Here is a 14,038-nt window from a genome sequence, read left to right as displayed (position 1 = left end):
CGCCGCGGCCCCGGCCGCCGTGCCGGCGGTGGTCGTCGGGGACCACGACTTCCCTGGTCGGAGTAGATGTCACCGTCACGGCACACGAGGACTCCGGGGCCGGGGACGCCGTCGGCGACCGTGTCGGCTTCGCCGGAGGACATCGTCATATGGGGGATTGCTCCTCCCCTCGCGGCGACGAGGGTCCGCGATGGCCGATTCGGTGGTGCAAGAGGGGCGCACGGAAACGGAATTGAACGCCCCGTGAGCTCCGTGCGTACCCACTGCCATCCAGGCGCCCTTAACAACTGCCAAACACCGGCAGCAGACTCCGGTCCCTCAGGAGGTCGAGAAGTTTGAGTCACAAGCGAATTCCGAAGCGCAAGGCCGCGATAGCGGCGGGCAGCGTGGTGGCGCTCGGAGCGGCGGCGATCCTCTTGCCGAACGCCAACGCCTCCCAGGACGGCTCCTCCAACGACGCCGCCGCCGCGCCCAGGACCTTGAAGGCGGGCGACGCTTCGGATCTCGCCTCGCAGCTCTCCGGACTCCTCGGTGACGCCTTCGCCGGTTCCTACTACGACACGGACAGCCGGCAGTTGGTCGTCAACGTCGTCGCCGGCGACAACAACGATGTGGTCGTCAAGGCGGAGAAGGCGGGCGCGAAGGTCCGCGAGGTCGAGAACAGCATCCGCGAACTGGAGGCCGGCGCCCAGACCCTCAAGACCGAGGCGACCGTCCCGGGCACCGCGTGGGCCGTCGACCCCAGGACCAACAAGATCCTGGTCACCGCCGACAGCACGGTCACCGGTGCCAACTGGGACACCGTGGAGTCGACCGTCGAGAGCCTCGGCTCCGGCATGGCCACCATCAAGAAGTCGGCCGGCACCTTCAAGACGTTCCTCTCCGGTGGAGACGCCATCTTCGGCGGCGGCGCACGCTGCTCGGCGGGCTTCAACGTGACCGCGGGTGACGGCACCCCCGCCTTCCTGACCGCCGGTCACTGCGGGGTCGCGGAGGAGGCGTGGGCCGACTCGGAGGCCGGCGCGCCCATCGCCACCGTCGACCAGGCGACTTTCCCCGGTGACGGCGACTTCGCGCTCGTCAAGTACGACGACCCGGCGACCGAGGCCCCCAGCGACGTCAACGTGGGCGGCGGCCAGACCGTGGCGATCTCCCAGGCAGCGGACGCCACGGTCGGCCTCGCAGTCTTCCGGATGGGCAGCACCACCGGGCTGAACGACGGCCAGGTCCTCGGACTCGACGCCACCGTGAACTACCCGGAGGGCACCGTCACCGGGCTCATCCAGACCGACGTCTGCGCCGAGCCCGGCGACAGCGGCGGCTCCCTGTTCACCCAGGACGGTCAGGCGATCGGCCTGACCTCGGGCGGCAGCGGCGACTGCACGGTCGGCGGCGAGACCTTCTTCCAGCCGGTCACCACCGCGCTGGCGGCGGTCGGCGCGACGCTCGGCGCCGGAGACGCGGCGGGCGGCGAAGAGGCCGGGGCCGGCGAGGAAGCCGGAGCGGGCGAAGAGGCCGGAGCCGGTGAAGAGGCGGGCGCGGGCGAGGAAGCCGGTGCTGGCGAAGAGGCCGGTGCGGGCGAGGAAGCCGGGGCCGGTGAGGAAGCCGGAGCCGGTGAGGAAGCCGGAGCCGGTGAAGAAGTAGGCGGCGAGGAGGCCGGAGCCGGTGACGGCACCGGGACCGGTGTCGAGGACGAGTCCGGCGTGACCGAGACCCACTGATCCCACCGACCCACACGTCGGAAGCGGTTCGCCCCCACTGAGCCGCTCCCGACAGGACCGGTCCGGCCCTCCGGCGGGAGGGCCGGACCGCTCTGTTCTCCCACCGGGCGGGACCGCGTCGTTCAGTCTTCCGCCCGCGCCCGCAGCAACAGCAGCGCCACATCGTCGCTCCGCTCGCGCGTGGCCGCACTGTGCCGGACCAGTTCGTCGGCCAGCTCGTCCAGCGGCCGGTCCCCGACCTCGGCCAGCCGCCGCCCCAGCGCGGCGAGCGCGTCCTCGATGTCGACGCCCGGCGACTCGATCAGCCCGTCCGTGTAGAGCACGAGCACGGAACCCGGAGCGAGATCCACCTCCGTCGTCGGATACCCGGCCGAGCTGTCGATGCCCAGCAGCGGGCCGCCGGCCAGGTCCAGCACCCGCACCCGCCCGTCGGGCCGCCGCAGCAGGGGCGGCGGATGCCCCGCCCGGGCCATCACGGCCCGCCCCCGGCCCGGGTCGAGCCGCAGATACAGACAACTGGCGAAGAGATCCGAACCGAGGTCGATCAGCAGCCGGTTGGTGCTCCGCATGACCTCCTCGGGAGGCTGTCCCACGGTCGTGTACGCGCGCACGGCGGTACGGATCTGCCCCATCAGCCCGGCCGCGGTGACGTTGTGGCCCTGCACGTCCCCGATGACCGCCGCCGCCAGCCCCTCGATCGGCACCAGGTCGTAGAAGTCGCCGCCGATGTCCATGCCCTGGGTCGCCGGCAGATAGCGGGCCGCCGCCTCGATGCCGGGCAGCGACGGCAGCGAGTGCGGCAACAGGGCCGCCTGGAGGCCGTGCGCCAACTGGTGCTTGACGTCGTAGAGGACCGCCCGCTCCAACGCCTGGGCGATCAGCCCGCCGAGGCTTGTCAGCACCGCCCGCTCGTCCGCGGGGAAGGGGTGCGGTTCGGCGTAGGCGAGCACACAGGTGCCCACCGGCCGGCCGGACGCGACCAGCGGCAGATACGCCCAGGACGCGAAGCCGTCGGGGGTCGCGTGCCGGGCCGGGTACAGCCGCTCCAACTGCTCCCGGGAGTCGAAGAACGTGGGCACCCCACTGGTCAGGACCTGCGTGCCCGGTGTCTGTTCGGTCAGCGGCAGCCCGTCGAACCGCTCCACGACGTGCGGGTCCGCATAGCCGCGGTGGCCCAGCACGTGCAGCCGGCCGGCCCGGGAACCGAGCACGACCAGGGCCTGGCTGCCCACCGCCGGGGCGATCTCGTCCGCGACCAGCTGCACCACGTCCTGCACGCTCGCCGCCTCGGTGAGCGCCCCGGCCAGACTCAGCACCTGGGAGATCGTCACGAGCCGGGAGAGCGCGTCACCGGGCCGCGGCCCGGCCCGGGTCATCTCCGCCACCGCCCGCGCCCGGCTGACCCGCACACTCAGCCCGGTCGTGCTCGGATACAGCCGGAACGACAGCCAGTCGCCGGGCGGGCGCAGCGCCACGAACGACGTGGTGTGCTGGCTGAGCAGCGCGGCCCGGTAGCGGTCCTCGTACGCCGGATCGTTCAGCCACGGCACCGACGCCCACAGCGGGGAGCCCAGCAACCCGCTCACCGGCACCCCCGTCAGTTCGGCCGCGGCCGTGTTGGCGAAGGTGACGCGCCCGTGCAGATCGAGGGAGCACAGTCCGTACGGCAGCCGTGCCACCATCCGTGCCGCCTCCACCGTGCCGAGCGTGCCGGCCGGGCCGCCCATCGTGGGCGCCCCCAGCAGATCCGGCTCGGCGTGCAGCGGGACGCTGTCCAGAGCGGCCCGCTCCAGCCGCACCGCGAGCCGGTCGCAGGCCGCGGTGAGATGGTCCCGCTCCCGCGCGGACAGCTCCGAGGGGTGCGAGCCGGGCCAGGTCACGAACACCGCCCCGTACTCGGTGGACTCGGTGGCGACGGGCACCGCGGCCAGCGCGAAGGGGTAGGGCAGGACGACCGCGATCCGGGGATAGCGGCGGGCCATGTCCTCCTCGCCGCCCACCCACACCAGCCGCCGCTCGCGCACCGCCTCGGCAACCGGGATCGGCGCACTGCGCCCCACCCGCTCCCAGGGGGCCGCGAACGCCCGGGGCAGCCCCGCCATCACGGCCATCTCCAGCACCGACGCGTCGTCCGCGAGCAGATAGACGGCACCGGAGTGCGCGTGCACCTCGTCCATCATCGCGGCCAGGGCCAGCGACAGCAGAGGGCGGCCGGCGCGGGTCCTGGCGGTCACCGGCGGCTGCGCGGACATCTGTCCGTCGGACACGCCGACCACCTCCTCGCCCGGCCACGCGGCGGGTCCCACGCCACAAATCTGCCCCCTGGCGGCCCATCGCGCACGGCGAGCGCCGCCCGGGCGCACCGCCGACCGACCGGGGGAGGGCGTGCGCACGGCACAGGAATGCCCGCGTCACGGTGAGGTCGGCGGGGTACCCCGTCCGCCCGGAGCCATGCCCCCACAGTCGAAGCGCGCGACGGCGTGCGCGCGCCGTCGCGTGCGCCCCCGCGCATCCCGTTGGCCGGTTCTTCGCGCCGAGGAACGGTCACGGACGCGAACAATGGGGCACGCGCTCAACACCGAGAACCGGCGTACGGCGAGCTGAAGGGGCGGCAGTGATCCGGGTGCTTCTGGTGCATGACGCGTGTCTGGTCCGATCGGTACTGGCGGAGTGGCTCCGCAGGGAGGCGGATCTGAGGGTGTACGACACCCCGTGGCGTGGTGCGCCGGGGCATGTACGGTCCGTTCGGCCGGACGTCTGCGCGGCCGACCTGGAGTGCGCGGACGCCTACGGTCTGCCGCCGCTCGGTGACCTCTTCCCCCGGGGCCCGGCCGCGACGCGGTCCCGGCTGCTGGTACTGACCGCCGCGAACCGGCCCGGTCTGCTCAAACGCGCGGTGGAGGCGGGAGCGCTCGGATACGTCGACACGGACCGCTCGCCCGACAACCTGGTCCGCGGAATCCGCCGCGTCGCCGAAGGGGAACGTTTCGTCGACGACTCGCTCGGCTTCGGGTTCCTCAAGGCCGCCGAAATGCCGCTGACCCGAAGAGAGCTCAACGTGTTATCCCTGGCCGCCGAGGGCGCCTCCGTCGCGGAGATCGCGGGGAGCCTGCACCTGTCGCACGGGACGGTGCGCAACTACATGGCGGCCATCACCCGCAAGACCGGGGCCCGCAACCGCATCGACGCTATCCGTATCTCGCAGGGCGAGGGCTGGCTCTGAGCGCCCGGACGGCACCGGCGTCCAGCCGCCGACCAGCGCACGGTAGGACGCCGAACCCCGCACCAGCTCCTCGTGCGTCCCGTACGCCGTACGGCTGCCGTCCATCACCAGTACCCGGTCGGCCCGCCGGGCCGAGCTGATCCGGTGGGCGACGACGACCAGCGTGCCGCCCGGCCGGTCCGCGAAGGCCCGCTCGGCGCGTTCCTCCGCCACCGGATCCAGATGGCAGGTCGCCTCGTCGAGCAGCGCGAGCGGGGCGTACGACAGATAGGCCCGGGTCAGCGCGATCAACTGGCGTTCCCCGGCGGAGAGCGCCGCCGGATCCACCCGGCCCGCGGGCCCGCCCCACGCGTCGAGCAGCGGGGTCAGCCCCACCGCCTCCGCCGCGGCGAGCAACTCCGGCTCGGGCACGGGATCCGGCCGCAGATGCGCGAGGTTCTCGGCGAGGCTGCCGGAGAAGACGTACGCCTCCTGCGGGATGAGCACCCTGCGGGCAGCCGCCTGGCGGGCGGGCAGCCCACAGACCCGGATCGTGCCCTCCCGGGCCCTGAGCAGCCCGGCGACCAGCGCGGTGAGCGTGGACTTCCCGATGCCGCTGGGCCCCACGACGGCCAGGTGGGCACCGGGCGGGAGGGTGAGGCCGAGATCCTCGATGACGGGGGCGGCGGCGGGGCCGTAGGCGAAGGTGACGGAGGTGAGGCGCAGCGCCGGGGTGTCGGGGGACGGGGTGGGACGGGCCCGCGGGAGCGGTGTGCCGACGGCGGGGACGGCCGGCTCCCGGACCAGTCGGCGCAGCACCACCACCAGCCGTGAGCCGCTGCCGCCCAGGCCGTGGATCAGGTTGTGCAGCGCGGGCAGCAGGGACTGGGTGACGTAGGCGAGGGCGCCGACCAGGGCGCCCGCGGTGACACCGCGGGCCAGCAGCCAGGGCGCGGTGGCCAGGAGCAGGACGATCGGCACGTGCCCGCCGACGGTCAGCGCGGCCACGCGCAGGACACCGAAGCGGGCGAGGGAGCGCGCGGCCCGCAGTTCGGCGTCGATCCGGCGCCCCGTGCCGGCCGCGACCCGGTGCTCCGCGCCGGCCGCCGTGATGTCCCGCAGCCCCGGACAGACGGCGCCGAGATCCTCGGCCAGCGCCTCGTCGGCCACGAGATACGCCTCCTGCCGGCGGGCCAGCGGTCGCAGCGTCACCGCGAACAGGGCCACGCCGGCGAGCAGCGGGGGACCGACGACCAGCAGGAGCAGCGGGGCCAGCGAGAACAGGCCGACCAGGGCGCCGACCACGGTGAACACGAACGACCGCGACACCATCACCAGGCCGGCGAAGGTGTCCCGGGCGATCTCCACCTGCTGGGTGAGTCCGGACAGCGCCCCGCGGTCCGCCTCCCGCACCCCGCGCGCGACCACCCGGGTCACGAGCCGGTCCCGGAGCGGTTCCACCAGCGCGGCCACCGCGTCGTACACCCGCGCGGTGCCGAAGGCGCCGACGACGACGCCGAGCCCGGCCACCCCGAGCCAGCCGAGGCCGACCTCCGGCCGTCCGGCGAGGAACCCCGCGTCCAGGGCGCGGGCGGGGGCGTACCCGGTGAGGAAGGTCTGTCCGGTCTCCAGCACCGACCAGCCGCCGAGCCGCACCAGTACCCGCCACCGCTCCCGCAGGAAACGGCCCCCGAGCCGGTGGATCGTCCCGGTCACGACGACTCCCCCTCCCCGGGCCTCCCGGACTCGGCAGGCTCCAGGTACGCGTCGGGCTCCCCGTACTCCCCGACCCCCGTGAACCCCCCGAACACGGCCCGGTATCCGGCATCCCGCCACAGCTCCTCGTGTCGGCCCACCGCCCGCACCCGCCCCCCGTCCAGCCATGCCACCGCGTCCGCGCGCGCCGCGGTGGCGGCCCGGTGGGCGATCAGGAGACGGGTGCCGCCCGAACCGCCGCTCACCAGGGCCTCGGTGATCCGGGCCTCGGTCACCGTGTCCAGGCTGGAGAGCGCGTCGTCGAGGACCAGCAGCCGGCCGCCGTGCGCGAACGCCCGTGCCAGGCCCAGGCGTTGGGACTCACCGCCGGAGCGCGGGGCCTCGGCGCAGGGTGTGTCGTAGCCGTGCGGCAGGCGGCGGACGAAATCGTCCGCGTGGGCCGTGCGGGCGGCCTCCCGGACACGGGTGGGGGAGGGGGATCGCAGACCGAGGCCGATCGCCTCCTCGACGGTGCCGGTCAGCAGCGCGGGGCGTTCGAAGGCGTGGCCGACCGCGCGGCGCACCTCCTCACGGGTCAGCTCGGGCAGCGGCACCCCGTCGAGCAGCACCACTCCGGCGTCCGGGTCGGCGAGCCGCCCGGCGAGCGCGGCGAGCAGCGACTTGCCCGCACCCGACCGGCCGACCACCGCGAGGGTCGTCCCGCCGGGGACGACCAGGTCGAGCCCGTCGAGCACGGCCCGGCCGCCGCGCCGGGCGGTCACCCCGCGCAGTTCCAGCCGGCCGGGGCCGGGAGGCAGCCGCCGCGGGCCGTGGGAGGGGGCGGGTGCGGCGAGGACCTCGTCGAGCCGTCCCGCCGCCGCCCGGGCCCGGGCGAGTCCCGCGAGCTGTCCGACCAGTACGCCGACCCCGGCGGCCAGGACCGCGTACCGCCAGGCGGCGAGCACCTCGCCCACGGACAGCCGGTGCCGGGTGAGCAGCACCCCGGCGACGGCCACGACCGCGAGCTGGAGCAGCGGGGCCACGGCGACGGCCTGCCCGGCGGCCCGCCCCTGCACCTGCCACATCCGGTGGCCGGCCCGGGAGAGTTCGGGCAGCGGACGCAGGATCCGCGCGGTCTCCCGGTCCGCCGTGCCGGCGGCGGCGATGGTGCGGTGGCCCTCGACGGCCTCCGCGAGCGCGGACGCGATCCGTCCCTGCACCTCCTGGTAGCGCGTCACGCACTGGGAGGTGTCCCGGGACAGGGTCCGCAGCAGCAGGGCCAGTACCGGGGCCCCGGCGAGGAACACCACCGCGAGCCACGGGTCGATCAGGGCCAGGGCCACGACGCCGCCGACCGGTCCGGCGAGCGCGGCGAGCAGCGCGGCGCGGGCGGCCGGGGCGGTACCGGCCTGCGCGGCGTTGCCGACCAGCCGGGCGACGAGGTCGCCGGGGCCGAAGCGGGCGCCCAACCGGGGGCCCACGTCCAGGACATGCCCGGTCAGCCGTCGGCGCAGCCACGCCGTGCTCCGGGCGTCTACCGTGCCGCCCAGCACGGTCTGGCACGCGTCGAGCAGGGCGAGCACGAGAACCAGCCCGGCGCAGTACAGCACCCAGCGGGTCGCCGGGCTCTGCGCCAGCAGCAGGTCCAGGGCCCGGCCCAGCGCGGCCGGCAGCAGCAGTCCGGCGCCGGTCGCGGCGGTGCTCACCAGACCCAGGGCCACACAGTGAACACCGCTGTGCCGGGCGGCCGTTGCCGCCGGCTCCTTCTCGGCGCAGGTGGTCATGCGGCCTCACATCCGAAGGATGGTGCGCAGGGCCCCGGGCGGTCCTTCGTGCGAAGGGCCGCCCGGGGCCGTGGGTGCGCGGTGTCGGTCAGAGACAGAGCGTGATGCTCGCCGCGCTGACGCAGGACAGCAGGCTCAGGGTGCTGGGGCCGCCGCCTTCGGTGGGCTCGTCGGACTCCATCGTCTGCAGGTCGAGAAGTGCCATCTCGTGTTCCTTCCTCTAGAGGTTGTCCATCCGTGGGGACGGGGTCGGTTCACGGCTCCGTCAGGTCGCGGAACCGCGTTCTATGGGCCGCCGGAGCGGCGGCAGGAACGGCAGGTGAGCGGTGGCCGGACCGCCGGGGGCCGGGTGGGCCGCGCCGAGCGCGAGCAGGCATCCCGCCGTTCCGGTGCCCAGGTCCATCGACAGCCGCATCATCTGGTGTCCCGGGAAGGCCAGTTGGCCCTGGTAGGACATCGCGAACCAGCCGAGCCCGGCGATCTGTTCGGCGAGCCGGTCGCCGCCGGTGCCGGGCGCGGTGGTGCGGGCGAGGTGCAGGATCATCCCGGCGCGGCCCTGGAAGAGACCGGGCTGCGCGTAGAAGCGGGAGGTGGCGGCGGCCAGGATGCCCGCGCGGGCCCGCTCGAACTCCCCGGTGTCCTCGGTGGCGTGGGCGAGGTAGTCGTCCAGGACCATCCCGATGCCCGCGCTGCCGTCCCCGAGGTAGGGCAGTGTCCGCCAGCCCTCGTCGACCTCCAGCTCGCCGCTCTCGCGGGCCACGCAGCACGCCAGGTCCCGGCGCAGCGCCCGCCCGGCCGCGGCCAGCAGCTCCGGCTCGCCGGTGCGCTCGTACCGCCGCAGCAGGAACAGCGCGGGCCCGCTCCAGCCCCGCAGCAGCCCGGCCCGCGGCCGGGGCGTGTCCGGACGCGGTTCGGCGAGCCGCCGCACGAGGATCCGCGCGGCCTCGGCGGCCCGCTCGGCCGCCTCCGGCTCGCCGGTCGTGCGGGCCAGGTCGTCCAGGACCAGACCGAGCCCGGCCAGCCCGCCGTGCAGGTCGGAGGAGAGGTTCTGCCAGCGCTCGCCGAGGATCCCGTCGACCAGGTCGAGGGCGCGCTGCCGGTGGCCGAGGCGGCCCAGGACGTGGGCGACGCCCGCGAGACCGTCGTAGAGGCCCAGCGGCGTGCCGATCGGCGGCGGGGCGCAGTGGTCGAGGAGCCACTGCTCGCCCTCGTCGTACCGTTCGGCGCCGACCGCGTCCAGCGCGTACAGCACCCCGGCCGCCCCGTGCGCGAGACCGAGGCCGCCGCCCTCGGAGAACTGGGTGATGTCCCCGGGGAAGAGCCGGTCGTCGCGCTCGGGGGTGGCCGAGGCGAGGAGCGCCTTGACCATGGAGTCGCGGCTGTGGGGCCAGTCGCCGGGCTCCACCAAGGAGAGCGGCGACGACGGTGCCGATGGTCCCGAGGGGCTGGTGGCCACGTTCCGGGTGATCTCCGTGACCGCCTCGTCCAGGAACTCCTTCGGTACGTCCGGGAACTGGTCGGCGATGATCTCCGCGAGGTGGGCCGCCTTGCCGCGGTCCACCACGAACAGGGTGGTGACCGGCAGGAAGAGGGCCAGCCGGAGACAGGCGAGCGCGTACCGGTCGACGTCGATGCCCGTGCGGTCCGGCGGGGCGAAGAACCCGGGGTGGGCGACGACCTGGCGGCCCTGTTCGGAGACGGGCGCCGCGGCCTCGAAGTCGAGCAGGGACACCGACTCCTCGTCGGGGGCGACCATGATGTTGAAGACATGGAGGTCGTTGAAGACGATCCCGCGCGCGTGCACCGTCTCCACCGCCCGCTCCACCGCCCCGTGGATGCGCACCGCCCACGCCGTGTAGGCGGCCACCGCCGCCGGATCGGGGTCCGGGGTGAGCAGCGGGTGGCGCTCGGCGAAGAACGAGTTGAGCGGGCGGCCCTCCAGGAAGTCCATGACCAGGAAGCGGTGGTCGCCGAGCAGGAACCAGTCCCGCACCTGCGGCACCACACCGCTCCCGGACACCTGCTCCAGGGCGTACTTCTCCCGCTCCAGGCGGGCGACCGCGTCGGCCCCGTCGGAGGCCAGCCCCGCGTGCGGCCGCCCCTCCTTGAGGACGACCCGGCTGCCGTCCCGGGTGTCGACGCCCCGGTACACCCCGCCGCCGTTGGAGAAGTGCAGCGCCTTCTCGATCCGGTACGGCAGCTCGCCCACCGTCGTGGTGTTCCGGGCCGCCAGCTGCGGTTCCAGGAAGGCCGGCAGCGTCACCCACTCGGGCACCTGGAAGGACGGCGCCCGCCGGTCCGGCACCAGCCGACCCGACCCGTCCCGCACCGCGGGCACCAGGGAACCGCGTTCGTCGACGACGAAGGTCCGCGCGAAGGCGCCGTAGCGGACGTACAGCGGGCCGTCGTTCCAGCGCAGGTCGGTGAGGATGTACGGCCCCTCGAAGCCCTCCAGGAGCGCGCCCAGCTCGCGCAGCACCTCGTGCAGCCGCTCCTCGTCGGCCGGGTAGACGGTGACGAACTTGCCGCTGGTGTCGCGGCCCGCGTACTTGGTGTTGCGCAGATGCAGCAGATGCGGGCCCGGCACGAACTTGAAGGGGATGCGCCGGGCCACGCAGTAGTCCCACACGATCGCGGCGATCCGCTCCGCGTTCTCCCGGGTGGCCGAGGCGTGGATCTTCCAGCCCTGGGCCGTCCCGGTGGGCGAGGAGCCGTCCGGGTCGAGGGGTGTCAGCGTCAGCCAGTCGCCGAACCGTGCCGCGTGCCAGCCCTCGGGCACCTCACGCCGGGCCGTCTCGTACAGCGGCGCGGCCGTCCCGCCCGCCGCGGACAGCCGGTCCGGGCTCTCGTAGAAGTGCCGGTCGGCGAGTGCGTACACCTCGTACCGCTTGTCCATGCGTCGCGTCCCCCTTTGGTGGAACCGGCAACGAGCCTCCCAGCGGGCCCCGGCCACGGACAGTCACCGCTGTCACGAGAACGCCGTGCAGAACGCATGGGTCAACACCTGTTCGGGGAGTCTCGAACACGGACCGTCTCTCTCCGTGACTCCACGGAACGGTCCCAGGGGCTGCGCGGGTGCCGCATAAGCGCTGTAATGGCGAACGTGGTCAGTGAGGGCGCACCGGGACGCAGAACGAGAACGCTGCGTGCCGAAGTTGCCCTCAGAACGCTCACGGACGATCCGGACTCACCCGATCGACTCCACCGCGTCCTCGAACAGGCGCTCGTCTTCGCGGGCGCGACCTTCGCCGCCGTGTACACACCGGGGGAGGACGGCGACCTGTTGTGCCTGGCCGAGTCCGCCGGTGTGCCGAGATCGCTGTACGGGCTGCGCGACACCTACGACCGCGCCGGCCGCTCCCCGGTGGCCGAGGCCCTGCGGGACGGCCGCCCGGTCTGGCTCGGCCCCGAGGAACTCGCCACCTGCGCGGAGTCCCGGCGGGCCCCCGCGCGGGAGTTCCACCTCGCGGCCCTGCCGGCCCACGGCGACGACGGCGGGGCCTGTCTGCTGGCCCTCAGCGAGGACACGGCCGGCTTCGACACCGACGGCCGCAAGTGCCTCGAACTGATCGCCGACGCCGTCGCCTGCCCGGCCCGCGCCGAGCACACCGAGACCGGCGAACTGTCCGCGGGCGCCTTCAGCCTCGCCATGGACACCGGCCGCGTCGAGGTCGGCGCCGACATCCTCGACCTGTTCGGTCTCGCCCCCGGCGCGTTCGACGGCAAGGTCGAGACACTGCTCGGCCTCACCGTGCCGGAGGACCTCCCCTCGCTGATGTCCGTGGTGGAGGCCGGCCACATGTCCATCGGCGACCGCGAGCTGGAGTTCCGGATCCTGCAGCCCGCCGGACCACCCAAATGGCTCAGGCTGCGCGGCCGTCTCCTGCCCGGCGGCGAGGGCCGTCCGGCCCGGCTGGTCGGCACCGTCGGTGACGCCTCCACGCTGCGCTCCGACGTCACCGACGTGGCCCGCGTCCAGCGGCTGGCCGCCGCCCTCGCCATCGCCGGCACCGTCCGTGACGTCAGCCAGGCCGTCGTCTCCGCACTGCGCGGGCCCCTGAGAGCCGACCGGATCGCCCTCGCCGAACTGGAGGGCGACCGGCTCGTCGTCACCGTCCTCGACCCGCCCGAACCGGAGAGCTGGCCCGAGCTGTGGCGCACGGAGTGGCGCTCCGAATGGCCCGACGCGCCCGTGCGCTCCATGCCCACCCTGGCCGCCGCCCTGCGCGAGGGCCGCGCCCAGATCTGGCCGGCCGGCACCGCCCTGGAACCCGCGCTCGCCGAGGTCGGCCCCGGCGGCCTCGCCGTGCTGCCGCTGCCCGGCGCCGGCCGGATGGCGGGCGCCTGTCTCATCGGCTGGGACACCCCGCACGACTTCGGCCCCGACGAACGCGCCCTGCTCACCGCCTCCGCCGGCCTCGCCGGACAGGCCCTGATGCGCGCCCACGCCTTCGACGCCGAACACGAACTCGTCGGCATGCTCCAACGCCAGCTGCTGCCCCGCCGGCTGCCCGCACTCCCCGGCGCGGTCGCCGTCGCCCGCTATCTGCCGAGCACGGCGGGTCTGGAACTCGGCGGCGACTGGTACGACGTGATCCCCCTGCCCGACAACCACGTCGCCCTCGTCATCGGCGACGTCCAGGGCCACAACGCGGGCGCCGCCACCCTCATGGGCCAGATGCGCACCGCCCTGCGCGCCTACGCCGTCGAGGGCCACCCCCCGGACGTCGTCGTCTCGCACGCCAACCGCCTCCTCGTGGACATGGAGACCGACCTCTTCGCCACCTGCGCCTACGTCGACGTCGACCTGGAGGAGGGCTCCGCCTGGTACGTGCGCGCCGGGCACCTCCCGCCGGTGCTGCGGTACGCCGACGGCAGCACGGAGATCCCCGAGGACGACGGCGGCCCGCCGCTCGGCGTGGTCACCCAGGCCGACTTCCCGATGAGCCCGCTCCGGCTGCCGCCCGGCACGGTCCTCGCCCTGACCACGGACGGCCTCGTCGAGTCCGCCGACGCCGACATCGACGAGGGCATGGGCCGTCTCGCCGGCGAACTGGCCGCCTCCGACCCCGCCCACCTCGGACTCGTCGCCGACGCGCTGCTCGGCAACGCCCGCCGCAGCGACGACGTCGCCCTGCTCCTGATGCGCTACGACGGCATGGCCGTCCGACCGCAAAGGGAGAGCTGGACCGTGTGGCGCGTCCCCCAGGCCGTCGGACAGGCCCGCCGCTTCACCCGCCGCACCCTGCGCACCTGGGGTGTCCCGCAGGACGCCCGGGACGCCATCCTGCTCGTCGTCTCCGAACTCGTCACCAACGCCCTCGTCCACACCGACGGACAGGTCCGCCTCGAACTCACCCGCGTCAACCACCGGCTGCGCGTCGCCGTCGCCGACTCCTCCCCGCGCACCCCCGTCAAGCCCACCAGCATCGGCTGGGAGGCCACCGGAGGCCGCGGCATCCTCCTCGTCGAGGCCATGTCGACGTCCTGGGGGACCGTGCCGGTCAGCGGCGGCAAACAGGTGTGGAGCGAGGTCTCGTTGGAGGGATGAGGAGACCCGCCGGGGTGCCTCCGCGACCTCGGCGCGGCCCGGCCCGACACACCTGGGGACGACAGCCCGCACGGAAGTGCGGAAC

7 protein-coding genes and 1 pseudogene are annotated in these 14,038 nt (G+C 74.4%); 3 read left to right on the top strand and 5 right to left on the bottom strand.

Features of this window, described 5'->3' with window-relative positions; all coding sequences use genetic code 11:
* Positions 1–335 precede the first annotated feature (335 nt).
* Complete coding sequence (locus tag ACZ5VD_RS05820; protein WP_468681006.1) at positions 336–1,721, top strand: S1 family peptidase; 1,386 nt, start codon at positions 336–338, stop codon at positions 1,719–1,721.
* A 122-nt stretch (positions 1,722–1,843) separates the two neighbouring features.
* Here the strand turns inward: ACZ5VD_RS05820 and ACZ5VD_RS05815 are convergent, their stop codons facing one another.
* Entirely contained in the window at positions 1,844–3,997 is a 2,154-nt protein-coding gene (locus ACZ5VD_RS05815) for a PP2C family protein-serine/threonine phosphatase (protein ID WP_468681648.1), read from the bottom strand.
* A gap of 338 nt (positions 3,998–4,335) precedes the next feature.
* Between ACZ5VD_RS05815 and ACZ5VD_RS05810 the strand changes: the two genes are divergently transcribed.
* The gene (locus tag ACZ5VD_RS05810; RefSeq protein WP_468554212.1) at positions 4,336–4,944 is read left to right on the top strand and encodes a LuxR C-terminal-related transcriptional regulator; all 609 of its coding nucleotides are present in this window, start codon (positions 4,336–4,338) and stop codon (positions 4,942–4,944) included.
* A 240-nt stretch (positions 4,945–5,184) separates the two neighbouring features.
* On the opposite strand, the pseudogene ACZ5VD_RS05805 reads toward ACZ5VD_RS05810, so the two are convergent.
* The 4 genes and pseudogenes from ACZ5VD_RS05805 to lanKC form a co-directional block, all read right to left on the bottom strand.
* Positions 5,185–6,255, bottom strand: a pseudogene (locus tag ACZ5VD_RS05805) (ATP-binding cassette domain-containing protein); the annotation flags it as partial.
* 380 nt (positions 6,256–6,635) lie between these two features.
* Positions 6,636–8,402: an ABC transporter ATP-binding protein gene (locus ACZ5VD_RS05800; RefSeq protein WP_468681004.1), complete on the bottom strand. Its 1,767-nt coding sequence runs from the start codon at positions 8,400–8,402 to the stop codon at positions 6,636–6,638.
* Between the two features lie 88 nt (positions 8,403–8,490).
* Positions 8,491–8,607: a SapB/AmfS family lanthipeptide gene (locus ACZ5VD_RS05795; protein WP_468554214.1), complete on the bottom strand. Its 117-nt coding sequence runs from the start codon at positions 8,605–8,607 to the stop codon at positions 8,491–8,493.
* A gap of 60 nt (positions 8,608–8,667) precedes the next feature.
* Positions 8,668–11,298 carry a class III lanthionine synthetase LanKC gene (gene lanKC / locus ACZ5VD_RS05790; protein ID WP_468681002.1) on the bottom strand — a complete coding sequence of 877 codons (2,631 nt, stop codon included), beginning with the start codon at positions 11,296–11,298 and terminating at the stop codon, positions 8,668–8,670.
* Between the two features lie 198 nt (positions 11,299–11,496).
* Between lanKC and ACZ5VD_RS05785 the strand changes: the two genes are divergently transcribed.
* Entirely contained in the window at positions 11,497–13,953 is a 2,457-nt protein-coding gene (locus tag ACZ5VD_RS05785; RefSeq protein WP_468554216.1) for a SpoIIE family protein phosphatase, read from the top strand.
* Positions 13,954–14,038: the final 85 nt, after the last annotated feature.

This window comes from Streptomyces sp. NPDC032822 (assembly GCF_055578825.1).
This window is presented reverse-complemented; position numbering and strand designations above follow the sequence as displayed.